The 25,680-nt window shown below is 68.0% G+C and carries 20 protein-coding genes; 10 read left to right on the top strand and 10 right to left on the bottom strand.

Annotated elements, in window-relative coordinates; genetic code table 11:
• Nucleotides 1-67: 67 nt before the first annotated feature.
• Nucleotides 68-3,262: a tetratricopeptide repeat protein gene (locus P0D62_RS14040; protein ID WP_275703175.1), complete on the bottom strand. Its 3,195-nt coding sequence runs from the start codon at nucleotides 3,260-3,262 to the stop codon at nucleotides 68-70.
• A gap of 38 nt (nucleotides 3,263-3,300) precedes the next feature.
• Here P0D62_RS14040 and P0D62_RS14035 point away from each other — a divergent pair, with 38 nt between their 5' ends.
• The gene (locus P0D62_RS14035) at nucleotides 3,301-3,486 is read left to right on the top strand and encodes a hypothetical protein (RefSeq protein ID WP_275703174.1); all 186 of its coding nucleotides are present in this window, start codon (nucleotides 3,301-3,303) and stop codon (nucleotides 3,484-3,486) included.
• Nucleotides 3,487-3,555: 69 nt separating this feature from the next.
• Here the strand turns inward: P0D62_RS14035 and P0D62_RS14030 are convergent, their stop codons facing one another.
• The 5 genes from P0D62_RS14030 to glgX all read right to left on the bottom strand — a co-directional run bounded on the left by P0D62_RS14030 (nucleotide 3,556) and on the right by glgX (nucleotide 11,750).
• The gene (locus P0D62_RS14030) at nucleotides 3,556-4,323 is read right to left on the bottom strand and encodes an NUDIX domain-containing protein (protein WP_275703173.1); all 768 of its coding nucleotides are present in this window, start codon (nucleotides 4,321-4,323) and stop codon (nucleotides 3,556-3,558) included.
• Complete coding sequence (glgB, locus tag P0D62_RS14025) at nucleotides 4,320-6,212, bottom strand: 1,4-alpha-glucan branching protein GlgB (RefSeq protein WP_275703172.1); 1,893 nt, start codon at nucleotides 6,210-6,212, stop codon at nucleotides 4,320-4,322. The genes P0D62_RS14030 and glgB overlap by 4 nt, the downstream gene beginning before the upstream one ends.
• Nucleotides 6,213-6,299: 87 nt before the next feature.
• Nucleotides 6,300-7,511, bottom strand: a complete 1,212-nt coding sequence (locus tag P0D62_RS14020) for a phosphotransferase (protein ID WP_275703171.1) — start codon at nucleotides 7,509-7,511, stop codon at nucleotides 6,300-6,302.
• Nucleotides 7,508-9,568, bottom strand: a complete 2,061-nt coding sequence (locus P0D62_RS14015) for an alpha-1,4-glucan--maltose-1-phosphate maltosyltransferase (RefSeq protein WP_406708259.1) — start codon at nucleotides 9,566-9,568, stop codon at nucleotides 7,508-7,510. The genes P0D62_RS14020 and P0D62_RS14015 overlap by 4 nt, the downstream gene beginning before the upstream one ends.
• A 22-nt stretch (nucleotides 9,569-9,590) precedes the next feature.
• On the bottom strand, nucleotides 9,591-11,750 hold the full coding sequence (gene glgX, locus P0D62_RS14010; RefSeq protein ID WP_275703169.1) for a glycogen debranching protein GlgX: 2,160 nt from the start codon (nucleotides 11,748-11,750) through the stop codon (nucleotides 9,591-9,593).
• Between the two features lie 215 nt (nucleotides 11,751-11,965).
• Between glgX and P0D62_RS14005 the strand changes: the two genes are divergently transcribed.
• The 8 genes from P0D62_RS14005 (at nucleotide 11,966) to P0D62_RS13970 (ending at nucleotide 19,906) form a co-directional block, all read left to right on the top strand.
• A complete protein-coding gene (locus tag P0D62_RS14005; protein ID WP_275703168.1) occupies nucleotides 11,966-13,087 on the top strand; it encodes a cysteine desulfurase family protein in 1,122 nt (373 codons plus the stop codon).
• Between the two features lie 28 nt (nucleotides 13,088-13,115).
• Entirely contained in the window at nucleotides 13,116-14,189 is a 1,074-nt protein-coding gene (gene mnmA / locus P0D62_RS14000; RefSeq protein WP_275703167.1) for a tRNA 2-thiouridine(34) synthase MnmA, read from the top strand.
• The gene (locus P0D62_RS13995) at nucleotides 14,186-15,139 is read left to right on the top strand and encodes a uroporphyrinogen decarboxylase/cobalamine-independent methonine synthase family protein (protein ID WP_275703166.1); all 954 of its coding nucleotides are present in this window, start codon (nucleotides 14,186-14,188) and stop codon (nucleotides 15,137-15,139) included. Before mnmA ends, P0D62_RS13995 begins: the two co-directional genes overlap by 4 nt.
• A complete protein-coding gene (locus P0D62_RS13990) occupies nucleotides 15,132-15,389 on the top strand; it encodes a hypothetical protein (protein ID WP_275703165.1) in 258 nt (85 codons plus the stop codon). Before P0D62_RS13995 ends, P0D62_RS13990 begins: the two co-directional genes overlap by 8 nt.
• Before the next feature lie 61 nt (nucleotides 15,390-15,450).
• Nucleotides 15,451-15,744, top strand: a complete 294-nt coding sequence (gene gatC, locus P0D62_RS13985) for an Asp-tRNA(Asn)/Glu-tRNA(Gln) amidotransferase subunit GatC (RefSeq protein ID WP_275703164.1) — start codon at nucleotides 15,451-15,453, stop codon at nucleotides 15,742-15,744.
• A gap of 5 nt (nucleotides 15,745-15,749) precedes the next feature.
• Nucleotides 15,750-17,261: an Asp-tRNA(Asn)/Glu-tRNA(Gln) amidotransferase subunit GatA gene (gene gatA, locus P0D62_RS13980; RefSeq protein WP_275703163.1), complete on the top strand. Its 1,512-nt coding sequence runs from the start codon at nucleotides 15,750-15,752 to the stop codon at nucleotides 17,259-17,261.
• Nucleotides 17,258-18,748 (top strand): Asp-tRNA(Asn)/Glu-tRNA(Gln) amidotransferase subunit GatB, encoded by a 1,491-nt coding sequence (gatB, locus tag P0D62_RS13975; protein WP_275703162.1) that lies wholly within the window; start codon nucleotides 17,258-17,260, stop codon nucleotides 18,746-18,748. The genes gatA and gatB overlap by 4 nt, the downstream gene beginning before the upstream one ends.
• Before the next feature lie 9 nt (nucleotides 18,749-18,757).
• Nucleotides 18,758-19,906, top strand: coding sequence for a DUF2207 domain-containing protein (locus P0D62_RS13970; protein WP_275703161.1), 1,149 nt, complete (start codon nucleotides 18,758-18,760; stop codon nucleotides 19,904-19,906).
• Between the two features lie 181 nt (nucleotides 19,907-20,087).
• Here the strand turns inward: P0D62_RS13970 and P0D62_RS13965 are convergent, their stop codons facing one another.
• The 3 genes from P0D62_RS13965 to P0D62_RS13955 all read right to left on the bottom strand — a co-directional run bounded on the left by P0D62_RS13965 (nucleotide 20,088) and on the right by P0D62_RS13955 (nucleotide 23,331).
• The gene (locus tag P0D62_RS13965) at nucleotides 20,088-20,747 is read right to left on the bottom strand and encodes a calcium-binding protein (protein ID WP_275703160.1); all 660 of its coding nucleotides are present in this window, start codon (nucleotides 20,745-20,747) and stop codon (nucleotides 20,088-20,090) included.
• A 422-nt stretch (nucleotides 20,748-21,169) separates the two neighbouring features.
• The gene (locus tag P0D62_RS13960; RefSeq protein WP_275703159.1) at nucleotides 21,170-22,576 is read right to left on the bottom strand and encodes an IS1380 family transposase; all 1,407 of its coding nucleotides are present in this window, start codon (nucleotides 22,574-22,576) and stop codon (nucleotides 21,170-21,172) included.
• Nucleotides 22,577-22,722: 146 nt separating this feature from the next.
• Nucleotides 22,723-23,331, bottom strand: a complete 609-nt coding sequence (locus tag P0D62_RS13955; RefSeq protein ID WP_275703158.1) for a TIGR03085 family metal-binding protein — start codon at nucleotides 23,329-23,331, stop codon at nucleotides 22,723-22,725.
• A 133-nt stretch (nucleotides 23,332-23,464) separates the two neighbouring features.
• On the opposite strand from P0D62_RS13955, the gene P0D62_RS13950 reads away from it, so the two are divergent.
• Nucleotides 23,465-23,872: an NUDIX hydrolase gene (locus tag P0D62_RS13950; RefSeq protein ID WP_275703157.1), complete on the top strand. Its 408-nt coding sequence runs from the start codon at nucleotides 23,465-23,467 to the stop codon at nucleotides 23,870-23,872.
• Nucleotides 23,873-23,951: 79 nt separating this feature from the next.
• On the opposite strand, the gene P0D62_RS13945 is transcribed toward P0D62_RS13950, so the two are convergent.
• Nucleotides 23,952-25,667, bottom strand: coding sequence for an AAA family ATPase (locus P0D62_RS13945; protein WP_275703156.1), 1,716 nt, complete (start codon nucleotides 25,665-25,667; stop codon nucleotides 23,952-23,954).
• Nucleotides 25,668-25,680: the final 13 nt, after the last annotated feature.

The raw sequence follows: 25,680 nt of genomic DNA, 5'->3' as shown, positions 1-25,680 counted from the left end.
CGGGTGCTCAGTGATCGAGCCTCCCGTTTCCGGTCCGTCCGCCGCTGCCTTCGAAGGAGGAGTATCGCTACACCACAGCGAAAGCCTGAGCGGCGGCAGCTGCGAACAGAGCAAGGGAAGCCATGGCACTCGCGAAGCGTCCTATCCGCGCACCATCGTTGTGCGGGATCGGTACCAGTGCGGCGCCCACGGCGGCAATGCACATGCCGAACCCTGCTCTGGCGCTGGGGACGAGGGTCAAGGCCGCACTGAAGAACGCGATGGCGCTGACTGAGATCAAGATCAGGGGAACCGCGACCGAGGTGGGGCGCGCGTCCGGGTCTGTGCTCGCACGACTCGTCGTGGCGGTGGCCCAGGGGCATCCCAGCAGCTGCAGCAGGCTTGTCATAGCGAGTGCCCAGATCGGCGTCTCCTGCTCTCGGAGCCTTGTCCCGGCTGCCAGACCACGGATCGCCACGGGCAGGACAGCGAGCGAGAGGGCGAGCGGGATGGCCAATACCGTCTCCCGCACACCTCCCGTGCCCAAGCCGAGCGTGAGCACGATCGCCGTGGCAGCCATCCCCACCCAGGCCGGCATCGAAAGGCGGTGAGACCGGGCAGAACGACTGACCGACTCGGCGAGTCTCGTCGCGATGTGCTCCTTGGTATGACCGCTCAGTAGCGCCAAACCGCCCTGCAGCACGGCGAGGACCACCAAGAGCACGGTGATCGGGACAGTCGGACGGCGGGCGGTGTCTTCCAACGACCAGTCGGTGGGAAGGCTCTTGGACAGATCGAGCCCCGCCTCGTAGAACTCTTCGTCGAAGATGAGGGCAGGTTGCGTCGACCTGAGCGACGGGTCGAGCTGATGTGCTATGCCCAAGGCCCCCTGGGCGGCGAGCAGATCGCCGACGTCGCCGTGCAGCAGCAGCTCCGACCCGAAGTTGAACCACCCCATCCCGTAGTCCTGGCGTGCGGCGATGGCATGGCGGAAGGCGTCGAGGGCGTCGTCATGTCGACCCGTGCGCGAGAGAAGGACGCCCATGTTGTTCCATGACGAGAACAAAGTGGCGTCGGCCTCGATGGACCAGCGGTAGGTGTCGATGAGGTCGTCGAGGTCCGGGGGCTCGATTTTCGGATCGTGGCGGGCGGGCTGAAGCTCTGCGGCGCGACTGATCGTTTGGCCTCGTCGTACCTCGGTCAGCGTCTCGCGGTACAGCGGGTTGGCCGGGTCTTGGGACAGCGCAATCTCGGCCTGGGTGAGCGCCAGGTCGGCGTCACCGGTGAGGGTGGCCGCCATCGCCAAACGTTGGTTCACGACGCCCGGGGCAGGGCCCGGCATGGAGGTCTGTCGTGCCCGTGTCGCGAACTCCTCCGCGGCAGAGGCTGCGGTTCTCCACCATTCCAGCGCTTCATCGAGATTGCCGTCGAGCTGCTCGAGCGCGCCGAGTTGCATGGACCGGTAGTAGGCGAGAGCGGGCCTCTCGGTGGAGCGGTCGGCCGGATCCACGGCCCCGGGGATGACGGCGCGTCGGTAGGCCTCGCGGGCGGTGGAGAGATCCCCGGCGCGCTCGTAGGCGTAACCCAGGCGCAGTTCTACCCATGGGGCGCTGAGGCCGGCGATGTCGAGGGCGTCCAACGACCACGGTTCGTCGAGCGCCTTCTCGAAGGCGGACGCCGCGGCCGCGGGGTCGCCCTGCAACAGCAGTACCTCGCCCAACTGGGCATGTGCCTGATGTGAGTCCGAGACCGCCAGCCGCTGGTGCAGGATGTCGGCCGCCCCGTCGAGGTCGCCAATCGCGCGACGGGTGTCCTGTTCGAAGAACACCGTCCACTCCGGATCGAGGTCCGGGTCGGCGCCGCAGGCGTCTCGTCTCGATTGATTCAGAGCCATTCGCTCGGCGCACGTGCGAGTGAGTCCGGCGGAGTCACGAAGGAGGTATTGGAGATCGGCGACTTGAGGCGTGATGAAGCGTCCCGGCTCGAGACTGCTTAATCGGCTGATCGGAAGGAAGCCGCCGTCGAAGACCCCCGAGGCATTCCCGCATGCTGGGGCCAATCGAGCACTCCGGAACAAGGCGGGGCGGCTGAAGAAGTGGGCTATTGCTGCGGCCGGCCCCCCGACGCGCGGGAGGTCTTGAGCCCGTCCCATCGGGGCGAGGGCACGTAGCGCCGGCGGTTTCCGGAGGAGGTGTTGGAGCGCGGAATCGAAGTCTCCCACCTGAATGCCGACCCAGGCTGCGGTCACCGCGGCACCGGGGGTGTCGAACGACTCGCTCCTGACGGATGCCAGGGCATCTGTCGCGTGTTGGTAGCGACCCAAACCGACCAACACACGCGCGTGCGCTAGCGCGATATGGGGACTGGTGGATAGCGACGCGGCATGAGCGAGGAGTTCCCCTGCGTCGGTCCAACGTTCTCGCGCGGTGAAGGGTCTCAGTCCGAAGCCGGCCTCCTCCAGCGCCTGGTCGATCAGCATCTCCGCTTCCACAGCCCAGCCCGCCGCGAGATCTGGGTGGGCACTCTGCAAAGCGCGGGCGTAGCGGACGGCTTCGGTGGGGATCTCCGCGGCGGGGTAGCCCGGTAACGTGCAGGTCATGTGGCGGATGTCAGCTCGAGCGGTGTCCGCGGCCAGCCACAGCGCCGTGGGAGTGCCGGCGCAAAGGGAAACCATTTGGTCGAGATCACGAACGGGGTTGGAGTAGGCGTACGCACTGGCAGAGTCGATGAATACCAGGCTCATCGCCTCGTCGCAGGTGGCCGTGCCCGGATCGTTGATCTGGAGCAGTCCCTCGGCAAGCCCTCCGGCATAGGGAGGATCGGCTAGTAGGACGAGCCCGGCGAGGTCGACCACGGCTTCTCGGTCTTGGTCGAAGAGGGCGATCGCCCCGCGTTCTTCGACGTGAGCTGTCACCAACGGGTAGGTCGCGGGCTCGCCGTAATGCTCCTGGTCACCATGGGGCTGCGTTCCGAGGGTGGCAATCAGTTCGCGCCAGTCCAACCCGAGGCGTTCCGCCGTCTCGGCTCCTGCCGCCTCCACGGCGTCCACGTCCAACACGCGGCCATCTGGAGAGACATGACGCTCGATGGCGGCGCTCAGCAGAGGAAAGGCTCGGATACCGAGATCCGCGCTGCGCGAAGGGGGCTCCGCGTCCTCCGACCTCGAGACCGATCCGCTCAGCAGCGCGGCGTCCCTGGCCCGGTCGACGGCCGCGAATGGCAGCACGACGGAGGTGGTTGCGGCGACTGCGCATAGCAGGCACATCAACCGCCAAGGCTTCATGGCTGGGCCTCTCGCCACGCTGCGGCACCCGCAGCTCCGTGGCCGCGAATCTATCAGCGGGAGCCGGGCGTTTCGGGCGATGCAATGAGTGCGTCCTGGATGCCCTGATCCTCGTCACCCCCTCCGCCACGACCTTCGAGACGGCGCCCTTTCTCGACCCGTCGATCCTCCGCAGCCTCGAGATTCTCCACTTGGCAGCGTCGCAGGAACTGGGCGACGACTAGAAGACTCCCTGCGCTACGACCAGCGCCTCGCCGAAGCGGGGACCGGACACGGGTGGGGGTTATCGCGCCTCAGCGATCCAGCATCCCGTTCTCGGTGTAGCCGGTGTGGCCGTCGAGCAGGGCGCGGATGCGTCGGGCGGAGAGTTCGGTGACGTGGTCGTCGAGGTCGGACGCGGCGACGAAGTGGGCCGCCAGGATTTCCTTGCCGTCGATCTGCAGTTGCTCAGGGCCGACGATGCCGCCGTCGAAGATCAGCTCCAGCGCGTCGCTCCAGCCCAGGTAGGGCGGCATCCAGTCCACCAGCAGGGGCTGGCCGAGCGACACCTCCATGCCCAGCTCCTCGCGGATCTCGCGCTCGGCCCCGGCGCGCGGCGACTCGCCGGGTTCGACGATGCCCCCGGGCAACTCCCAATCGGTCTTGTACGACGTCTCCAGCAGCAGCACCCGGCCGTCGGCGTCGCGGAACAGGGCGTGGCCGATCAGACGCTTCTTCGGCAGCGCGGCATCCATCATCCCGGAGAACCCATGGGGTCCGTAGACCGGGTCGGTGGCCAGCCGCGCGTAGACCATCACGTCGATGTAGTCGCCGGTGATCGGCTCGTAGGCCTGCCTCAGCCGGCCTTCCAACCGGAACCCGGCGCGCTGCACGGCCACCCGAGCGGCGGTGTCGGTCTCCGGGAGTTCGACGGTGATCCGGCGCACGTCGTGGGCGAGGATGGCGTCGTCGGCGGCCAGGGAGACCGCGCGCTGCAACGTCTCGGCGTCGACCAGCTGCGCATCCCAGCGCAGCCGGCCGAGGCCGTCCTCGACGTCGACGTGAACGGTGAAGTCGCTCACGCCTGCCGGCGGAGCCAGACCGAGCCGAGCGGCGGAACGGTGACGTTCGCGCGCGCCGGGAAGTGGCTCCAGGGCTCGTCCACCGCGTGCACCATGCCCAGGTTGCCGAACTGACCCGAGCCGTCGTAGACCGGGGCGTCGGTGTTCAGGATCTCCTCCCAGTCACCGCCCACCGGCAGGCCGATCTCGTAGTCCTCGAGCGGCTCCGGCGAGAAGTTCGTGATGCAGGCGACGTGGTTGCCGTCCTCGTCGTGACGCACCCAGCTGAGCGTGTTGTGGCTGGCGTCGTCGGCGTTGATCCAGCTGAAGCCGGTGGGATCGTTGTCGAGCTGCCACAGCGGCGCGTTGTCGCGGTAGATGTGGTTGAGATCGCGGAACAGCCGCTGCAGGCCGCCGTGACCCCACAGCTCGCTGACCCACCACTCGAGGCTGGTGGACTCGTTGAACTCGGGACGCTGACCGAACTCGCAGCCCATGAAGATCAGCTGCTTGCCGGGGAAGCTCCACATGTAGGAGTAGAACGCGCGCAGCGTCGCGAACTTGCGCCAGTCGTCCTGCGGCACCTTGTTGATCATGGAGCCCTTGCCGTGCACGACCTCGTCGTGGCTGATCGGCAGCACGAAGTTCTCCGAGTAGGCGTAGACCATCGCGAAGGTCAGCAGGTTGTGCTCGTACTGGCGGTAGATGGGATCGAGCTCGAGATAGCGCAGCGAGTCGTTCATCCAACCCATGTTCCACTTCATGCCGAAGCCCAGGCCGCCCTGGTCGACCGGCTTGGTGACGCCGGCGAAGCTGGTGGACTCCTCGGCGATCATCACGACGCCGGGCTCGCGGTGGTAGAGGTGCTTGTTGACGTAGCGCAGGAAGTCGATGGCCTCGAGGTTCTCGTTGCCGCCGTACTGGTTGGGCACCCACTGGCCGGGCTCGCGCGAGTAGTCGAGGTAGAGCATCGAGGCGACGGCGTCCACGCGCAGGCCGTCGATGTGGAACTCCTTGATCCAGTACAGCGCGTTGGAGATGAGGAAGCTCTTCACCTCGTTGCGGCCGTAGTTGAAGATGTAGGTGCCCCAGTCCATGTGCTCGCCCTGGCGGGGATCCTCGTGCTCGTAGAGGCCGGTGCCGTCGAATCGGCCGAGCGCCCAGTCGTCCTTGGGGAAGTGGCCGGGCACCCAGTCCATGATGACGCCGATGCCGGCCTGATGGAGACGGTCGATCAGGTAGCGCAGGTCGTCGGGCTTGCCGAAGCGCGACGTGGGGGAGAAGTAGCCGGAGACCTGGTAGCCCCACGACGGCTCGAACGGATGCTCGGCCAGCGGCATGAACTCGACGTGGGTGTAGCCCTGCCACTGCACGTACTGGACGAGCTCCTCAGCCAGATCCAGATACGACTTGCCGCGTCGCCAGCCGCCCAGATGCAGCTCGTAGACGCTCATCGGCGCCGCGTGGGCCTTGGTCTCGGCGCGCTTGGCGACCCATTCGTCGTCGGACCAGATGTACTTCGACTCGTAGACGATCGACGCGTTGGCCGGGGCCTGCTCGCTGAAGCGAGCCAGCGGATCGACCTTCTCGCGCCACACGCCGTCGCGGCCGAGCACCTTGTACTTGTACAGCTCGCCCTCGCCGAGGCCGGCGACGAAGAGTCCCCAGACGCCGGAGCCGGGGATCAGCTCCATGTCGTCGCCGGTCCACCAGTTGAACGGGCCGATCACCTGGACGGCCTGCGCGTTCGGTGCCCAGACGGCGAAGCGGACGCCGGTGACCTCGGTACCGTCGTCATTGGTCACGGTGACAACGTGGCTGCCGAGACGGCGCCACAACTCGGTGTCGCCACCGGAGTGGAAGCCCTCCAGATCGGTCCCCGTCAGTCCGCCAAAACGATCCTGTGTCATTGCTGCTCCCTATTCGGTTGGCCGTTGCGCCCAATCTAGCGTGCCCACCCCGGCATCGGATCCGAGGCATTGAAATCGTTGGAGAAACTACCCGGCGACGAGCTCGCGCAGGAAGCTCATCGGTATGTGAACCATGTCGGGTCGGTAGCGTCGTTCGTAGCGCACCTCGTAGCAGGCCTTGTCGATCTCCAGGGCGAGAAGAACCTGCTGCTCCGCTTCAGTGAGTGCGCCGTAGCCGTCGAGGAACGCCGTCCGGCAGTCGGCCAGCCACTCGGGCGAGCCGGAGGCGGCCGCGTACCCGAAGGAGCGCAGCATGCCGGCGACGTCGCGCACGGCGAGATCGGGCCGCCTGCGCACGGCCAGCGACACCATGGGCTCGCCCTCGAAGTCGACGAAGTACCACGACCCTCGCGCCTTGATCGCCTGGCCCAGATGGCAGTCGCCGTGGATGCGCTGAGCGGGCAGCGCCGTCGGAGCGATCGCGTCGTAGTGACGCCGCAACGCCGGCACCATTGGCTCCAGCTCCGGTGCCTCCGCGACCGCCTCGACGAGACGTTGTTCGAGGGCCGCGCGGAGTTCGCCGCCGTCGACGGAGTCCGTGCCGAGGGCGTCGGCGAGTTCCCGGTGCACCCGCGCGAGGGCGACGCCGAGCGCCTTGGCCTCGTCGCGGAAGTCACCGCCGGAGGTGGCGGTGTCGACCGCGGCGACGTAGCCGTCGACGGGGTCGGGCAGCAGCTCGACCGCCAGTGCCAGATCCTGGCCCTCGTGATGCCACCGCCCGTAGAGGACGGCGACCGCTCCGCTCTCGGCGAGCGCCCGATGGCATTCCAGATCGGGATTCGGCCCGGCCTCGAGACGGCGGAAGACCTTCATCATGACGGCGTCGCCCAGCACGATCGTGGTGTTGGACTGCTCTCCGCCGAAGCGTCGTGTCTCGGCGTCCGTGGACGGCAGTGGGCGGACCAGCTCGAAACCTGGCAACCCGTCGGCGAGCGCCCGGAAGAGCGCCAGCCGGCAGCGGTGCTCCGCGGTGGCGTCGACGACGTGCATGGGCCGACCGTCCACCTCCTCGGTGCCCAGCACCTCGGAGGTGGCACTGCCCGCGGGAACGTAGCCCAACGGCACGTGGAAGCGCGCGGGCTCGCCGTCGAAGACGACGTCGAGGAACGCGGAGCGCACGCCGACGCCGTCCTCGCCCTCGGGGCGCACCCACCAGCCGGTGAGCGCGGTGGCGATCACGGCGGCCGGCCGGGAGCCGAACCACCGCGTGCCCTGGGCGTGGCCCAGCAGGTCGATCACTGCTGGGTGAGATGCAGGATGTGAGCTGGCTGCTGCGGGCTGAGCTGCACGAAGTTCTGCTCGCCCCAGACGAAGGACGCACCGGTCAGCTCGTCGTGCGCCTGCACCGGAACGCCGCGCTCGAACCCGAGGGCTTCGTAGTCGAGGTACACCTCGGAGGAGACCCAGTTGTCGGGATCGAGCGAGACCACCGTGAGAACGACGTCGGAGCCGTCCTTCTTCGAGAACGCGAAGATCTGCTCGTTCGGCACGTGGTGGAAGGCCACGTCGCGCAGCTGCTGCAGGGCCGGGTGATCGTCGCGGATCTGGTTGAGCGTGCCGATCAGCAGGTTGAGGTTGGGCTCCTGGTAGAAGTTGCGGGGCCGGTACTCGTACTTCTCCGAGTCCAGGTACTCCTCCCGCCCGGGGGCCACCGGCAGGTGCTCGAACAGCTCGAAGCCGGAGTAGACGCCCCACGACGGCGACATCGTCGCCGCCAGGATCGCGCGGATCGCGAAGGCGGCGTGATTGCCCGACTGCAGGTGGAACGGGTTGATGTCGGGCGTGGTGACGAAGAAGTTGGGCCGGTAGTAGTTGGCCATCTCGCCGGAGAGCTCCGTGAGGTACTCGGTGAGCTCCCACTTGGCGGTGCGCCAGGTGAAGTAGGTGTAGCTCTGCTGGTAGCCGACCTTGCCGAGCGCAGCCATCATCTGCGGACGGGTGAACGCCTCGGCGAGGAAGATCACTTCCGGGTTGGTCTCGCGCACTCGGCCGATCAGCCAATCCCAGAAGTCGACCGGCTTGGTGTGCGGGTTGTCGACGCGGAAGACGGTGACGCCCTTGTCGATCCAGAACCTCAGCAGGCGCAGCGACTCGTGGTAGATGCCGACGGGGTCGTTGTCGAAGTTGATCGGGTAGATGTCCTGGTACTTCTTGGGCGGGTTCTCCGCGTAAGCGATGGTGCCGTCCATCCGCGTGGTGAACCACTCGGGATGGGACTCCACCCATGGGTGGTCGGGCGAGGCCTGCAGAGCGAAGTCCAGCGCCACCTCGAGGCCGAGCGACTTGGCCTTGGCGACGAAGCGATCGAAGGCCTCGAAGTCGCCGAGATCGGGGTGGATCGCGTCGTGGCCGCCGTCGGCAGAGCCGATCGCCCAGGGCGAGCCGGGGCCGTCGCCGGCCTCCAACGTGTTGTTCTTACCCTTGCGGAAGGCGTGCCCGATGGGGTGGATCGGCGGAAGGTAGACGATGTGGAAGCCCATCGCGGCAGCCGCCTCGAGGCGCTCGTGCGACGCGTCGAAGGTGCCGGAATGCCAGTGGCCTTGATCGTCCTGCCAGGCGCCCTGCGAGCGTGGGAAGAACTCGTACCAGGACGAGTACTGCGCACGGCGGCGCTCCACCAGGATCGGGTACTCGTCGGTGGGGGTGACCAACTCGCGCGGACCGAAGCGGGCCATCGCGCGCCCGATCGGGGCAGAGGTGACCAGCTCGACGATCTCGTCGGGATCGGCATCGGTGCCGATCGAGTGGGCGGCGCCCTGCAGCAGCTCGGCGGCGCCCGGGGAGCGCTGCGCCTGAGCGGCGGCGACGGCGCGCTGCAGGAGCGCGACGCCCTCCATGCAGACCAGCTCGACGTCGATGCCGAGCGGCAGCTTTTTCTCGGCCTGATGCACCCAGGTGCCCCACGGATCGGACCATCCCTCGACGCGGTAAGTCCACTCGCCCTCTTCGGCGATGCGGACGTAGGCCTCCCAGATGTCCAGGCCGGCGGGCTCGATCTGATGCATGTCGACGCGACGCTGCTGCCCCTCGGGGGAGGTCAGGATGACCGACGCGTTCACCGAGTCGTGCCCCTCCCGGAACACGTTGGCCTGGATGCGGAGTCGCTCGTGGACCACCGCCTTGACCGGATAGGCGCCGCCCGCGATCACGGGCGAGACACCCGTCACGGGGATGCGACCGAAGCCGCCTTCCGTGCGCACCAGGCGTCGAGGGGACAGGGCCGGGGATGGGAAGTCTGCACTCACAGCCCAGAGCCTAACGGACGCTCGCGGCCAGGGGGAGGGGTGACAGGTAATTCTGCGGAACCTCGTCGGCCTTCTATGAGCCGGTCTCCCGCTCCATCTGCATGAGGTCGAGCAGCTCGTGATGATCGCGCGGCACCAGGCAGTGCAGCAGCGTGACGGTGCGGCCCGGGATGACGAGCTTCTCGTGCGGAGGGAAGTCCTTCGACGGGTACTCGTGGTCGTCGGCGCTGGTCCAGGCCAGGTGGTAGCCATAGGCCCAGGGCATGCCCGGCAGCGTGACGGTGACCGCGTGCTCACTGGAGTTGAACCAGGCCAGGAAGGCCTCGTTCTCGTCGGACTGGTACATGCCGAGCAGGCGGCGGGAGCCGTCGTGCCACGCAGGCGTGCTCATCTCGGAGCCGCTGGCGTCGATCCAGGTGAGGTCGACGCGGTGCAGGTTCTCGCCGCGTCGGCTGAGGATCTCGTTGTGATGGGCGAACTCCGGGCTGCGCAGCACCGGATGCCGGGACCGCAGGCGCAGCAGATCGCGCACCCTGGGATGCAGGGTGGCCCACTCGTCGGAGGCGCTCCAGTCCATCCAGCTGATCTCGGAGTCCTGGCAGTAGGCGTTGTTGTTGCCGTGCTGCGTGCGGCCCCGCTCGTCGCCGGCGGTGATCATCGGGGTGCCCACCGCCAGCACCTGGGTGGCCATCATGTTGAGCACCTGACGACGGCGCAGCGCGTTGATCTGAGGATCGTCGGTCTCGCCCTCGGCGCCGTGGTTGGACGACCGGTTGTTGTCGGTGCCATCGCGGTTGTTCTCGCCGTTGGGCCGGTTGTACTTGACCTCGTAGCTCACCAGATCGCGCATGGTGAAGCCGTCGTGGGCCGTGATGAAGTTGACGCAGTCCTGGGGGCCGCGTCCCTCGCGGTCGAACAGATCGGGCGAGCCGGCCAGCCGGGTGGCCAGCTCCTGGACGCCGTGGGTGGCGCCGCGCCAGTACTCGCGGATGAAGTCGCGGAACTTGTCGTTCCACTCCGCCCAGCCCGGTCCCCACCCGCCTACCTGGTAGCCGAACGGGCCGATGTCCCACGGCTCGACGATGATCTTGATGTCGTCGAAGACGGGATCGGCCTTGAGCTCCTCCTTGAACGCGTGGTGGTGCGTAACGTGATGCTGGCCGTCCCGGATCAGGGTGGTGGCCAGGTCGAAGCGGAACCCGTCGACCCCCATCTCCGTGACCCAGTAGCGCAGCGAGTCGAGCACCAGGCGACGCACCGTCCGGTGGTCGGTGTTGAGCGAGTTGCCGCAGCCGGTGACGTCGTAGTCCTCCGTGCCGTGGTGGGTGAGGCGGTAGTAGCCGGGGTCGATGCCGCGCATGGACAGCGTCGGTCCGTCGCTGCCGCCCTCGCAGGTGTGGTTGTAGACGACGTCGAGGATGACCTCGATGCCGGCCTCATGGAGCGCGGACACCATGTTCTTGAAGGCCAGCACCTCTTCGCCGATCTCGCCGCGAGACCCGTAATCGGCATGCGGGGCGAAGAAACCGAGCGTGCTGTAGCCCCAGTAGTTGGTGAGCCCCTTCTCCCAGACGAAGCGCTCGGGGAGGAAGGAGTGCAGCGGGAGGAACTCCACCGCGGTGACGCCGAGGTCGACGAGGTACTGCACTACCGCCGGATGGCCCATGCCGGCGTAGGTGCCGCGCATGTGCTGCGGAACCCGAGGATGACGTCTCGTGAAGCCTTTGAGATGGGTCTCGTAGACGACGCTCTCCGACATCGGCCGGCGTCGTGCGATGGGAGTGGGCGGCGGGGTGTCCTCGACGACGACGCTGAGCGGCACGCTGTCGATCGAGTCGGTGGTGGACATCTGCCAGCGATCGCCGGGCACGTGATCGTAGATGGGGCCGTCGTAGTCGACGCCGCCGAACACCGCGCGCGCATAGGGATCGACGAGGAGCAGGTTGCGGTTGAACCGGAGGCCCTGGTGGGGCTGCCACGGCCCGTCGACGCGGAAGCCGTACAGCTGACCGTGGCCGATGCCGTTGACGAAGACCGACCACACGCCCTTCGAACCGCGTGTCATGGAGACGTCGCGCTGTCTCAGACTGCCGTTGCGGTCGATGAGTGTGAGGTCGACGGCGCTCGCCTTGGGCGCCCACAGCCGGAAGTGCGTGCCTTCCGGCGTGACCTCTGCTCCCAGCCGTTGCGGCTGGTCTACCGGTGTCGTGTCCTCTGAGTAATAGTCGCTCATAACCCTATGCATGCCGTATCCGTGCCCGGTGCCCAGATGCGAAAGCCCAATTGTGGCATCTCACTGGAAAGTTTGCGTCGTACTCGCACCGCGTCGTTACCCCTGCAAGATCGTGCAGCGAGAACGAAAACCGTTGCACATTTGCCAAGGTTCGGCGGTAGCTCGTATAGCTGGATACGGCTGATTCCACCCCCGAGTCGGTACCCTAGCCGATCATGGCTGAACTTCCCGCATACGTCGATCACGCGGCGACCAGCCCTCTCCTGCCTGAGGCCGAGCGGGCGTTCCTCGAGGTGAGCCGCGTCGTGGGTAACGCCTCGGCGCTGCACCGTGCCGGTCAGCGCGCGCGAGCCCGGCTGGAGGAAGCCCGCGAGGAGCTGGCGGCGGCCGTCGATGCGCACCCGAGCGAGGTGATCTTCACCTCGGGAGGCTCGGAGGCCGATTCCCTGGCGGTGCTGGGCGGCTGGCGCGCCCGACCGGGCCGTGATCGGGTGCTGGTCTCGGCGGTGGAACACCCCGCCGTGCTAGGGGCTGTGGAGCGGGGCGCGGAGCCGGTACCAGTGACGTCGCAGGGTGTCGTCGATCTGGAGGCGCTGGCTGCGGTGATCGACGAGCGCGTCGCGGTGGTCTCGGTGATGACGGCCAACAACGAGACGGGCGTGATCCAGCCGCTCGACGAGGTGGGCCGCCTTGCGCGGGCGGCCGGAGCCTGGCAGCACTGCGATGCGGTGCAGGCGCTCGGCCACCTGCCGCTGTCGTTCGGAGAGAGCGGCGCGGACCTGATGAGCCTGTCTGGGCACAAGATCGGAGCGCCCGTCGGGATCGGCGCCTTGATCGCCAAACGAGACGTGAAGCTGGCGGCCATCGGGTTGGGCGGGGGACAAGAGCGCACCGTCCGCTCCGGCACGCTGCCGGTGGCCCTCGCGGCGGCCTTCGCGGCGGCGGCAAGCGCCGCGGTGGCGGCGCGGGAGGATCTCGCCGCTCGGTGGGGGATCTGGGGGGATCGCGTCGCCGAGGTGTGCGCGGGGCTCGGAGGACGGGTGAACTCGCACGAGGCGCCCCACGCGCCGCACATCGTCAACGTCACCTTCCCGAAGGCGCGCGCCGACGACGTGCTGTTCCTGCTCGACCAGCGCTCGATCTATGCCTCGGTCGGCTCAGCCTGTCGCGCGGGGGTGCATCAGCCGTCCGAGGTGCTGATGGCGATGGGGCGCAGCGTCGATGAGGCGTCCTGGACTCTGCGCTTCTCCTTCGGCCACAGCACCACCGAGGACGACATCGCGCGGCTGTGCGAGGCGCTGCCGGTGGTGGTTCCCCAGGCCCAACGCGCCTACTGATCGGCGGAGAAGCTCGTAGACTGGCGCGGTGCGTGTTCTCGTAGCGATGTCCGGTGGGGTCGATTCGGCGGTGGCTGCTGCCCGAATGGTGCAGGCCGGGCATGACGTCACCGGCGTGCATCTCGCCTTGTCGAAGAACCCCCAGAGCTATCGGTCGGGGGCTCGCGGGTGCTGCTCGCTGGAGGACTCCCACGACGCTCGCCGCGCCGCCGACAAGCTCGGTATTCCTTTCTACGTGTGGGACTTTGCGCAGGAGTTCAAGGAGCAGGTGGTCGACGATTTCGTCGCCGAGTACCAGGCCGGCCGCACCCCCAACCCGTGCCTGCGCTGCAACGAGAAGATCAAGTTCGCGGCCGTGCTCGACCGGGGCGTGGCGCTGGGCTTCGACGCCGTCGCCACCGGCCATTACGCGCGGCTGGACCGCGACGGCGAGCGGGTGAGCCTGCATCGGGCGGTCGACGATGCCAAGGATCAGTCCTATGTGCTGGGCGTGCTGGATCAGGAGCAGCTGCGACGCTGCGTCTTCCCGCTGGCCGACACCCCCAAGCCGCAGATCCGCGAGGAGGCCAGGGCGCTCGGCCTCGGCGTGGCCAAGAAGCCCGACAGCCACGACATCTGCTTCATCCCCGACGGCGACACCCAGGGCTACCTCGCGCGCCACCTCGGCGCCGAGGCCGGCCCCATCGTCGACGTGGCCGGGCAGGTGCTGGGCGAGCACCAGGGGTCGTATCGCTATACCGTCGGGCAGCGCAAGGGCCTTGATCTTCGGGTGCCGGCACCCACCGGCGAGCCGCGCTACGTGCTGCGGATCGAGCCGGTCAGCAACACCGTCGTGGTGGGCTCGCGCGAGCAGCTGGCCGTCACCGTCATGCGAGGGATCCGTCCCACCTGGACCGAGGGCGAGGTGCGAGGTACCTGGCGGGGCCTGATTCAATACCGCGCGCACGGCGCCGCGCTGCCGGCCGGCGTGAGCTTCGACGGGCAGGAGGTGCGCGTCGAGCTGGACGAGCCCACCACCGGCGTCGCGCCCGGGCAGAGCGCCGTGTTCTACGACGGCGACCGCGTGGTCGGCAGCGCCACCGTCGCCGAGGCCTTCGCATGAGAATCACTGCCGCCGGATCGCTCCCAGGCACCGACTTCCGCGGTGCGCTGTCTGCCATGAGCGAGGCGTTGCCGGAGTTGCTGCCGCTGCCGGAGCTCCCCGAGCGGGGCATCGGCAGTCAGATGGTGGGCCGCGCTCTGGGCCTGATCGACGACCTGGGCTTCGACCTGCAGCCCGCCGGCTGGCGGCTCACGCCCCATTCGTCGTCGGAGCATCGCAAGGCCAGAGCGCAGTGGCGCCAGGATCTGGACGACGCGGAAGAACTGCTCCAGGGCTTCGAGGGCCTTCTGAAGGTCGGCGTCGCGGGGCCATGGACGTTGGCCGCGTGCGTCGAGCGCTTCGCGGGTGATCGTCTGCTGGCGGATCACGGCGCCCGGCGCGAGCTGACTCAGGCGCTGGCCGAGGGTGTCCGGACCCTGCGATCAGATCTGGCCCGACGCCTGCCGGCCGCCGACGTGCTGATCCAACTCGACGAACCCAGTCTGGTCGCGGTAGCGGGGGGCGGTATCTCCACGGCGAGCGGCTTCTCCAAGCATCGCCGGGTGGACGCGCCCGAACTGGTGGCGGCGCTGAAGCCCTTCGCCGACGGGGTTCTGCATTGTTGTGCGCCGGGCCGGTGGCTGGGATGGGCGCGGTCCGCGGGCTTCCGCTGGGTGTCCGTCGACGCGGCCCTGGCCGACTACGACGAGCTGGCCGCCTGGCTGGACGAGGGGCGCGAGCTGATCCTCGGCGTCGTCGCCACGGCCTCGGGGCGCCCACAGAGCACCGACGAGGTGGTCACGCGCGCCCTGAAGATGCTGCGCGCGCTGAGCATCGACGATGCCACCGAGCACACGGTGCTGGGCACGGCTTGTGGGCTCGCCGGCTGGCAGCAGCGCGACGTGGTCACCCAACTGCGAGCGCTTGCGGCCGCCGCGCCGCTGGTGGAGGAGGCGATGCATCGTGGCTAAGCGTGATCGTGCGGCCAAGCGTGCTCGCCCCGACGACCCCACTCGGGCTCCGGTGTTCACGAAGCTGAGCCTCGACGGCCAGACCCCGCTGCGCGCCCAGCCGCAGCGCGGCGAATGGGGGCCGCTGGAGGTGCCCAGCACGAGAGCGAAGAAATGGCTGCGGATCGTCGTGCCGATCGTCGCGGTGGCGGTGGCCGTCGGCTTGTTCTTCCTCGGCCGCTACTTCTACCTGCTGCTGATCGGGGCGTGAGAGCGGGGTGCGTCGGCACCGCTAAACTGGCGCGCGAACTCATCTCGTAGAAGGAGTCCCCGTGGCGTTGACACCCGCCGATGTGGCCCGGCTCGGAAACCTGGCTCGCATCCAGCTGTCCGAGCAGGAATGCGTGGACCTGGCCCCCGAACTCGACATCATCCTGGAGTCGGTGAACAAGGTGAGCGAGGTGGTCACGCCCGAGGTGCCGGTCACCACGCACGCCATCGCGCTCAGCAATGTGTTCCGCGACGACGTGGTGCTGCCCAGTCTCGCCAACGACGAGGCGCTCTCCGGCGCGCCCGACTCCGAAGACGGCCGGTTTCGCGTGCCGCAGATCCTGAGTGAGGACTGAGAACGATGACGAGCCTGATCACCCGTTCGGCCGTCGAACTGGCCGACCTCATGCACAACGGCGAGGCGACCTCTGAGGAGATCACCCGCGCGCACCTCGACCAGATCGAGGCCCTGAACCCCGTCATCAACGCCTTCGTCACGGTGGACGCCGAAGGCGCGCTCGCCGCGGCCCGTGAGATCGATCGTCGTCGCGCCGCCGGCGAGAAGCTGGGTCCGTTGGCCGGCGTGCCGATCGCCGTCAAGGACAACTTCTGCACGGCCGACCTGCCTACCACCTGCTCGTCGAAGATGCTCGAAGGCTGGATCCCGCCCTACGACGCCACCGTCGTCGCACGCCTGCGCAAGGCCGGCCTGGTGATCCTCGGCAAGACCAACATGGACGAGTTCGCGATGGGCTCCTCGACGGAGACCTCCTACTTCGGCCCCACCCGCAACCCGTGGGACACCGAGCGCATCCCGGGCGGGTCGGGCGGCGGTTCGGCCGCGGCGCTGGCCTCGTTCATGGCGCCGCTCGCCCTGGGCTCGGACACCGGCGGCTCGATCCGCCAGCCCGGCGCCGTCACCGGCACCGTCGGCATCAAGCCCACCTATGGCGCGGTCTCGCGCTACGGCGTGGTGGCGATGGCCTCCAGCCTCGACCAGCCTGGTCCGTGCGCGCGCAACGCCACCGACGCGGCCCTGCTGCATCAGGTGATCGGTGGCTACGACCCGCACGAGTCGTCGTCGCTGCGCGAGCCCATCGGAGACTTGGTGGGGGCCTCGATCACCCACGATCTCGAGGGCATCACCGTCGGCGTGGTGAAGGAGTTCCAGGGTGACGGCTACGAGCCAGGCGTGCTGGCGCGCTTCCAGGAGGCCGTGGACGCGCTGCGCGACCGCGGCGCCACCGTCGTCGAGGTCTCCTGCCCTCACTTCGACTACGCGCTGCCCGCGTACTACGTCATCCAGCCGGCCGAGCTGAGCTCCAACCTGGCCCGCTTCGACGGCATGCGTTACGGGCTTCGTTCCGGCGACGACGGCACCCGCTCGGCGGAAGAGGTGATGAACCTCACCCGCGAGGACGGCTTCGGCAAAGAGGCCAAGCGGCGCATCATCATCGGCACCTACGCCTTGTCGAGCGGCTATTACGACGCCTACTACGGCTCGGCGCAGCGGGTGCGCACGCTGATCATCCGCGACTTCGACGCGGCCTTCGTCCAGTGCGACGTGCTGGTCTCGCCCACCACACCCACCACGGCCTTCAAGCTGGGGGAGCGGATGGCCGATCCCATGTCGATGTACCTGGCGGACCTCTGCACCATCCCGTCCAACCTGGCGGGCAACGCGTCGGCGTCGTTCCCGATCGGGCTGTCGAATGGGCTTCCGGTGGGCCTCCAGGTGATCGCGCCGCCGCTGGCCGACGAGCGGCTGTACCGCGTCGGCGGTGTGCTGGAACGCGAGTTGGAGCGACGATGGGGCGGCCCGCTGCTGGAGCAGGCCCCGCAGGCCGAGGGATCGAAGGCGGTGTTCGCATGAGCGACAACCTGGTTGACTACGACGATCTGCTGACCCGCTACGAGCCCGCGCTCGGGCTGGAGGTGCACGTCGAACTGAACACCAAGACCAAGATGTTCTGCGGCTGCGCCAACGAGTTCGGCGGTGCCCCCAACACCCAGGTCTGCCCGGTGTGCCTCGGTCTGCCGGGGTCGCTGCCGGTGATCAACGGCAAGGCCGTGGAATCGGCCATCCGGATCGGTCTGGCGCTGAACTGCGAGATCGCCGAGTGGTGCCGGATGTCGCGGAAGAACTACTTCTACCCCGACATGACCAAGAACTTCCAGACCTCGCAGTACGACGAGCCCATCGCTTTCAGCGGCTGGATGGACGTCGAGGTGGACGGCGAGACCTTCCGCGTCGAGATCGAGCGCGCGCACATGGAGGAGGACGCCGGCAAGGCCACGCACGTGGGCACCTCGGGCCGCATCCAGGGCGCCGACTACTCGCTGATCGACTACAACCGCGCGGGCGTGCCGCTGATCGAGATCGTCACCAAGCCGGTGCTCGGCGCCGGCGACAAGGCGCCGGCCGTCGCGCGCGCTTACGTCGCACAGCTGCGCGACCTGATGAAGGCGCTCGGCGTGTCCGACGTCCGGATGGAGCAGGGATCGCTGCGCTGCGACGCCAACGTCTCGCTCGCCCCCAACGGAGCCACCGTGCTGGGAACCCGCACGGAGACCAAGAACGTCAACTCGCTGCGCTCGATCGAGCGTGCGGTGCGCTACGAGATGTGCCGCCAGGCCGGGATCCTCGACGTGGGCGGTGCGGTGACGCAGGAGACCCGGCATTTCCACGAGTCCGACGGCAGCACGTCGTCGGGACGGGCGAAGTCGGACGCCGAGGACTACCGCTACTTCGCAGAGCCCGACCTGATGCCGATCGCGCCGAGCCGCGAATGGGTCGAAGAGCTGCGCGCGACGCTGCCCGAGCCGCCGGCCGAGCGTCGTCGTCGCCTGCAGGAAGCCTGGGGGCTGTCGGACGTGGACTTCGGCAACGTCGTCTCCGCCGGTGCGCTCGATCTGGTGGCCGCCACCGTCGAGGCCGGCGCCAGCGTTCAGGCCGCCCGCAAGTGGTGGGTCAGCGAGCTGGCACGCCGTGCCAACGAGGCGGGCGTCGAGCTGGAGGATCTGGCCATCAGCCCTGCGCAGGTGGCCGAGGTGCAAGGTCTCGTCGACGCCGGCAAGATCAACGACAAGCTGGCGCGCCAGGTGTTCGAGGGAGTGCTCGCCGGTGAGGGCGAACCCGCCGAGGTGGTGGAGAAGCGCGGCCTCGCCGTCGTCTCCGACTCCGGGGCGCTTGGCGCAGCCGTCGACGACGTGATCGCCGCCAACCCCGACATCGCGGCCAAGATCCGCGACGGCAAGCTGCAGGCTGCGGGCGCGCTGATCGGGCAGGTCATGAAGGCCATGCGCGGCCAGGCCGATGCGGCCAAGGTGCGCGAGCTGATCCTCGAGAAGCTGTCTTAAGGTCCGGGTATGAGTACCGTCGAGCTGGGTTTGGTCGTCATCTCGGCGGCGCTCTGCGTCGCGCTCTTCCTGCTGGGGGCGCTGCGGCAGCGGTTCTTCCGCGACCGGATGTTCCAGGGGCTGACGCCCGGACTGCTTCCCGCCCGCGGTCAGCAGCCGCCGGTGGTGAAGGTGGGGCCGGGGCGCGAGTACTCGGGCGAGGTGGCCGTCGCCTTCTCACCGCCGCGCGGACTTCGGCCCGGGCTGGTGGGCACCATCGTCGACGGCGAGGCCGAGATGCGCGACGTGATGGCCACCATCGTCGACCTCGCCATCCGCGGACACCTGCGGATCAAGGCCATCGGGGCGACGCAGCCTGGCGAGCGCAAGACGAAGCCGACCGATCGCGACTGGGAGATCACCCTGGTGGCGCCGAAGCCGGCCGACACGCTGGACTTCTTCGAGGTCTCGCTGCTGCAGTCGATGTTCGGGGCGCAGCTGCTGGCGCCGAAGACGATCGCGATGAAGGCCTGGAGCAAGAGCAACCGCGACGCGATCACCCAGCTTCGCGACGAGCTCTACCGCCAGACGGTGGAGAACAACTGGTATCCCCGCAACCCGCACACGTCCGGGCGCGGGTGCCTCCCCACGCTCATGGTGGGCGTGCTGTTGCTCTGGTGCGTCCTGATGCTGATCGCCGCGCCCGGGTGGATCACCGTGCTGGCGAGCGTGCTCGTCATCGCCGCCGGCGTCTTCGCCTATCGACGCTTGGGGAGCCGGGTGCCTCGCACGGCGGCCGGTACGGCGATCCGCATTCAGGCGCTGGGCTTCAAGAAGTACCTGGAGACGGCAGAGGCCGCGCAGCTCAGCACCGAGGAAGCCCTGGGCACCTTCAGCCGCTATCTCCCATACGCGCTGGTGTTCGGCATCACCGCGCATTGGGCCAAGGTGTTCGGCGACGTGCTGTCCCGCGATCCCGCGCTGGCCGAGTTCGGGGCGGATGCCTTGGGCTGGGTCGATCTGGGCGCCGATCTCCTGTGGACCGCCGATGTCGTGCTGAGTGCGGTCGACCTGATTGGCGGCGTGTCCGACCTGGCCGACGGGGTGGGCGGTGTCGCGGAACTCGTGGGCGGCGTCGTCGAGGGAGTCGGCGACCTGTTCTCGATCTTCGACGTGTGACGCCCGTCCTGCTTGGTAGGCCTTGAGACTCTGCGGGTGGGTGTAGCTGCTGCGGCGCACGGGACGGCGAGCGGGCCACGTCCTCGAACGTACGAACATGACGGAAGCCGCCTGCCGTGATCGGCAGGCGGCTTCCGCTTGTGTGATGCCGAGCTAGATCGGGGCTTCTAGCTCAGTGTGATCAGTCGTCGAGGCCGTAGCGCTCTTCCCAGCGGTCCTCCACGCGATCGGAGGCCGAACCCTGCACGATGACATCGGTGCCGCTGCCGCCGGAGATGCTGTCGGAGCCGCTGTTGCCCTCGAGGAGGTCGTGGCCCGACTCGCCCCAGATCTTGTCGTTGCCGGAGTCGCCCTCGACGTGGTCGTGGCCGGAGCCCGCCTTGATGGTGTCGTTGCCGCTGCCGCCCTCGATCTGGTCGTGGCCGGAACCGCCGTAGATCTTGTCGTTGCCCTCTTCGCCGTCGATCTCATCGTGGCCGGAACCGCCGTAGATGGTGTCGTTGCCGGAACCGCCGTCGATCTCGTCACCCTGGCTGCCGCCGTCGATCCAGTCGTTGCCCGAGCCACCGTCGATCTCGTCGTAGCCGGAGCCCGCGCAGATGGTGTCGTTGCCGCCGCGGCCGTCGATCTCGTCGTTGCCGCCGAGGGTCACGATCACGTCGTTGCCGCTGGTGCCACGGATGTAGTCGTCGCCGTTGGTGCCGACGATGGTGGCCTTCTTGCCGTTGCAGGTGTAGCTCGCGGCCTCCGCCGTGAGGGGCGACAGGGTCAGGGCGAAGCTGCCGACGAGCGCCGCGGCGAATCCGGTTGCTGCGAGCTTCCGCTTCGAGATGGTCCTCATGAATGTCTCCTTTGAATCGGGCGGGTTCACCGCGTCATGGGAGTCAGTCCATCGGTACCGAGTGAGATCGTCATGAGAGCCAAATGAGAAAGCTCTCATGAACGTTCAGAGGTAAGGACCCTCCAGTAAATTATCGGTGCGTGTCGCTTCCTGGGTCGGGCGCCTGACTTCGTTGTCGGCCACGCCCACGTAGCCCCACTACGAGGGCGAACCTCCGCCTTGTTATCCATCCCGCCCAGAAACCGACACACACGCACTAATTTCCTGTCGGGCCCTAAGCCTCGATCCACCGATGGGTCTTGGGTGGTCGGGCTCAGCGTGATCGGTGTGGTTTGGCTGGCTGTGGGCAGGGGGTAGTTCCGGGCCTCGCTGTCCGGGGTGTTCCACTGGGTTCTTGGTCGTGCCGCAGGTTGCGGCGGTGGTCAGGCGGTCGCGGCGGTTGGCGGTGCGTGCGTGGCGGTGAACAGCCGGTCGAACGCGGTTTGCCAGGGCCAGGCCTGGGGCAGATGCAGGATGATCCGGCGCGCTGACCGGGCCAGGCGTGCCGGGATGGTGATGAGGGTGCGGCGTATCGTCGAGGTTGTTGCTTTGGCGAGCCGGCCGGCGTGGTCGGCGATGAGTCCGGCGGCGCGGGTGAGGTTGAACGCGATCACGGCGAGGACGAGCCAGGCGCTGTTCGCGGTGAACACTCCCGATGGCAGGTGAGCCAGCGGTCCGCCCTTCAGGTCGGCGTGGACCTGTTCGATGATCGCGTGCGCCCGGTGGGTTTTGTCCGCCGTGACGGTTCCCATCGTCGTGTTGTCGGTGGTGGTGAAGAACCCGTGATGCCGATAGACGTCGAACAACGTCGGCGCGTCGAGGTTGATCGGGTTCAGGTCAGGGATCCGCCGCACCACCAAACGGCCTTCGACCCGTTCGGTCTTCTTCCGTGAACGGAACGCGGTGAACGGCACCTCGGCGACCTCTGCTTTGGAGATCCACCGGCTGGTGGCATCGTCACGGATCGAGTCGGTGTACTCGATCATCTCCCACGCTTCCTCGGGGATCGTCGCGATCGCGGCCTTCACCGCGGAGTCCATCCGGACGGTCACCGACACGTCCGCGCCCGCCTTGATCGCGGTTGCGATGGTGGCGTGGCCGTAGAACGCGGAGTCCGCCCGCAGCAACGGCCGGACACTGCTGGTGGGGTTCATGCGGCGCAGGGTCGCCAGAGCGTCACCAACGATCCTGGCCGCTCCCTTCGGCGAACCGGTCTTCCCCTGCCGCAACCGCTGCCCCAGGATCACCGGCGCTGACGAGGTCGTCGACACCGTCGCGAGGAGTGCGTTGAGTCCGCGGACACCGGAATACCCGAACGAGGCGCCCTGCTTCTTGTGTCCGTGGACCTCGATGATCGTGTCGTCCAGATCCACCATCACCGGCTCATCTGCTCGGGCCTGCAGCAGCGGCGCGTGGTCAGTGAGGTTCACCAGGACACGGGAGGCGACGGCGTCGAGTTGGCGGACGTGCCCGAACCGGAACTCGCGTAGGAACGATCCCAGCGTCGAGGGCGCATACCTCCGGTCGAACAAGCGGCCCATCCCGCCGTGACGCAGCACGTTCATGTCGTCGATCGAGTCCGCACCCGCGAGCATCCCCGCGACCAGCGCCATCACCTTCGCGCCAGCGTTGGAGCCCTTGTCCGTCGGAACGCTCAGACGCGACTGCGAGAGCCGATCAAGCCCTGCGTGCCGCGCGAGGCGCAGCACGGGGACCAGACCTGCGGCCGACACGAGATTCGGATCATCGAACACCGCGGACACCGCCGCGGAGGTGTGCTTGAATTGCATCTACGAGATGCCTCTCATTTCAGAGAACTAGAACCTTAGACAAGCTCTATCTTCCCTGATCAGAGAGGCATTTCTGCGTCACGGCACCCCCTCAGCCTCCAGATGAGTCGGTGGATCGAGGCTAAGAGGGTCCGCAGGTAGGTGAGTCAGAGCCCTCCGAGGTTGGCCAGGTAGTCGTCGCGGACGCCCGGCTCGGCGGTCACGGTGACGTCGGCGTCGCGGCCGCTGAAGTGCAGCAGCAGTTCACTCGGAAGCCCGGTGACGTGCACAGTCCGGGTGCTCTGCCCGAAGGCGACGCGGTCTGCGGTGCCGAGGGGGGTGACGGCCAGCCGGTAAGGCTTGCGCAGTTGCGCCTTGCGGGCGAGGATTTTGGCGATCTTCCAGAGCGAGGCTTGCTCTTCGGCTGTGAGCTCCTGGGAGCGATCGTTGGCGCGTAGCACGTCCTCGTGGTGGATGAAGTACTCGGCTCCGTCCATGAGCGGGGAGACGGGGCGCCGCCAGATCGGGGTGCTGCGGAGGTCGGCGACCAGCTTGGGGTAGCCCCAGCGGTGCAGCGCCTCCTTCTGGACCCGGTCGGTGTGACCGGCAAAGCGCCGGAGCCCGATGCCGGGTAGGGCGTCGGCGCGATGCTCGCGCACCCACAGATGGGCCGCCAGCGCTCCGGTGTTCCAGCCCTCGCAGCGCGTGGGAGCGAAGGGCCCCAACTCGTCGAGGAGGGTCGTGAGGGCAGCACGTTGACGGTCGGCGAAGCTCATGGATAAAACCTACCGGCTACGACGCTCTTTGAGGTGCGAGCGAAGCGAGCCTCGAAAAGAGCAGACGCAACCTTCGGCTGAGACTGCTTGTCGTCTGCCCATGGAATCTCGACGAGGGCGTAGCCTCGGGCGGGTGAACATTCGGGTCTCAGCGGTGGTGCTGCGCGATGAGCGCGGCCAGGTTCTGATGGTGCGCAAGCGCGGCACCTCCATGTGGATGAACCCTGGCGGAAAGCCTGAGCCGGGCGAGTCGGCGGCGGAGTGCGCGGCGCGGGAGGTGGCCGAGGAGCTGGGCCTGCGGCTCGATCCCGCCCGACTACTGCCGCTCGGCGAGTTTGCCGCTCCCGCCGCGAACGAGGCAGGTTTCACCGTCGTCGCGAACGTCTTCGACTGGCCCGAGCACGTCTCCGCCCAGGTCACCCCGACCGCCGAGATCGAAGAGGTCCGCTGGGTTACGGACGAAGACCTGCACGACGGCACACTCGCGCCCCTTTTCGTCGACCACATTGCCCCCGCGATCGGTGGTGTCTCCGCGCGCTGATGCTCTGACTGCGGTCTCGCTCGCGGAATGACGAGCGAGTTTGTTGGGGTCTTGATGGCCGCCCGTCTGTATTAGGGGGTCACTCCTTCTCGGGCGGGCGGGATCCGTCCTGATGACTGGGGTGGGCCTTGGCCAGGATGAGCCGGAGAGTCTCGTCGGGGCTCTGATCGGTCGAGGCGATCCACCAGGCGGTGGATCCGAAGGCGCGCTTCATCTCGCCGATGAGTTCGTCGTACCCGTCGAAGGCAAAGGGGTCGTTGCGCTGCAGATTTCGTTCGCGACACGCCTCGGCGCCGGGGTCGAGGGCGATGAGCCACAGCGGAAGCGGTGCGAGCCCTTCGACGAACTGAGCAAGCTGTTCGCCGTCCGGGATGATCCAGTCGATGACCGGCGTGAAGCCCGCCTCGGCGCAGTTCTTCGCCAGAGTGATGAGGTTGTGGTTGCCCAGTCGGGTCTGACGCTGGGCCTCGTCCTTCGGCTCGCCCAGCGCCCACACGCGGCCGCCGACGACGAGCGAGTGGATCTGGTCGCCGTTGAGCCACGCCGAGCGTTCCAGCTGTTCAGCGAGCCGGCGAGTCAGCGTGCTCTTGCCGCTGGCCGGTGCCCCGGTGATGATCACGCAGCATGCGCCGTGGTCGATGCCCGTCGCTGGAGGCTCGCTGGAGGAACCGGTCCCGGTGCGGGTCAGCAGGGCGCGGATCGTTCTCACGTGTCCGTCGGGGTCGGCGTCGCTGGTGTCGACGACGCGAGCAGAGAAGTCAGAGGCGGCGTACTCCTCGCGTTGCCGCAGTGCGTGCTCGAGCACGGCCGTGCGGGTATCGCTGGTGGCACCCATCAGATCGTCGCCGGTGAGTCGGGCACTGTTGGCTTCGTTGCGGGCAGCGATACGCGCGGCGAGCACGTCCTGCGGCGCATCCAGCTGCACCAGCGCAACTCGGGAACCTTGGAGGGACGCGACCACGGCCGGCGTCAGATTGCCGTTCACGATGGTGCGGACGGCACCGGCGTCGGCGAAGTTCTGCGCCATGGACGCCACGGCACGGAGGATTAGCCGGTCGCGCACCGCTGCGTCGGCATGGATGAAGCCGAGCTGGTCCGCGTCGAGGTAGCCGGTGGGTTCGTCGCTGCCAGCGCAGTCCATGAACAGGCCCCAGGAGATCGTGGACTTTCCGACCGCGCGCGGTCCGTGGATGACGACGAGGTCCGTGCGGTCGCCCAGTTCGGGCTCCGGAAACGCCCGGCTGGTGGTGGTCGAGCGCGGCGCCAAGAGAGCGTCGGCTGCTCTCGCAGCGTCCGCGGGAGTCGTGACGGAGGTGTCGATGCGGGCTGCGAGGGGCGCCGCCCGCCAGGCCTGTGCATCGGCGAGGGCCAGGTCGACCAGTTCTTCGGGCCAGCCGCGCTCCTGGATGCGACGGCGCAGCGTCTCGTCGTCGGAGTCGACGAGGCACCACGTCACGACCGCCTTGCCAGCCACACCGGCCTCGAGGATCGGCAATTGCTCGAGGTCGATGACGCCGGAGACGATCAATGCTTGAGTGCCGAGGCTGCGATGTATCGCGACGAGGCTGACGAGATTGGCGACGGCCAGATCGAAGGGGTCGCTCGGCCCGGGAGCGAGCATCTTGAGCTGGTCGATGTCGACGTAGGCGATCTGTTCTTCCTGATGGGCGCTGAACAGTTCCCATGCGGTCGCTGACTTGCCAGACCCTGGGGCTCCGCAGAGCCAGAGCACGGGAAGCGGCCCGTCAGCAGTAATCACCTGGGCGGATGGGAGGTTGGTCTGATTCGTTGTCATGGAGGGACCTTCT

The organism is Tessaracoccus caeni, from assembly GCF_029211185.1.
In the GTDB taxonomy this organism is placed as follows: domain Bacteria; phylum Actinomycetota; class Actinomycetes; order Propionibacteriales; family Propionibacteriaceae; genus Arachnia; species Arachnia caeni.
This window is presented reverse-complemented; position numbering and strand designations above follow the sequence as displayed.

Bases quoted from the DNA above. Each gene is read 5' to 3' on its own strand.
- P0D62_RS14040 (WP_275703175.1), bottom strand. From the start codon at position 3,262: ATGAAGCCTTGGCGGTTGATGTGCCTGCTATGCGCAGTCGCCGCAACC.
- glgB (WP_275703172.1), bottom strand. From the start codon at position 6,212: ATGACACAGGATCGTTTTGGCGGACTGACGGGGACCGATCTGGAGGGC.
- glgX (WP_275703169.1), bottom strand. From the start codon at position 11,750: ATGAGCGACTATTACTCAGAGGACACGACACCGGTAGACCAGCCGCAA.
- P0D62_RS14005 (WP_275703168.1), top strand. From the start codon at position 11,966: ATGGCTGAACTTCCCGCATACGTCGATCACGCGGCGACCAGCCCTCTC.
- P0D62_RS13995 (WP_275703166.1), top strand. From the start codon at position 14,186: ATGAGAATCACTGCCGCCGGATCGCTCCCAGGCACCGACTTCCGCGGT.
- gatA (WP_275703163.1), top strand. From the start codon at position 15,750: ATGACGAGCCTGATCACCCGTTCGGCCGTCGAACTGGCCGACCTCATG.
- gatB (WP_275703162.1), top strand. From the start codon at position 17,258: ATGAGCGACAACCTGGTTGACTACGACGATCTGCTGACCCGCTACGAG.
- P0D62_RS13970 (WP_275703161.1), top strand. From the start codon at position 18,758: ATGAGTACCGTCGAGCTGGGTTTGGTCGTCATCTCGGCGGCGCTCTGC.
- P0D62_RS13965 (WP_275703160.1), bottom strand. From the start codon at position 20,747: ATGAGGACCATCTCGAAGCGGAAGCTCGCAGCAACCGGATTCGCCGCG.
- P0D62_RS13960 (WP_275703159.1), bottom strand. From the start codon at position 22,576: ATGCAATTCAAGCACACCTCCGCGGCGGTGTCCGCGGTGTTCGATGAT.
- P0D62_RS13955 (WP_275703158.1), bottom strand. From the start codon at position 23,331: ATGAGCTTCGCCGACCGTCAACGTGCTGCCCTCACGACCCTCCTCGAC.
- P0D62_RS13945 (WP_275703156.1), bottom strand. From the start codon at position 25,667: ATGACAACGAATCAGACCAACCTCCCATCCGCCCAGGTGATTACTGCT.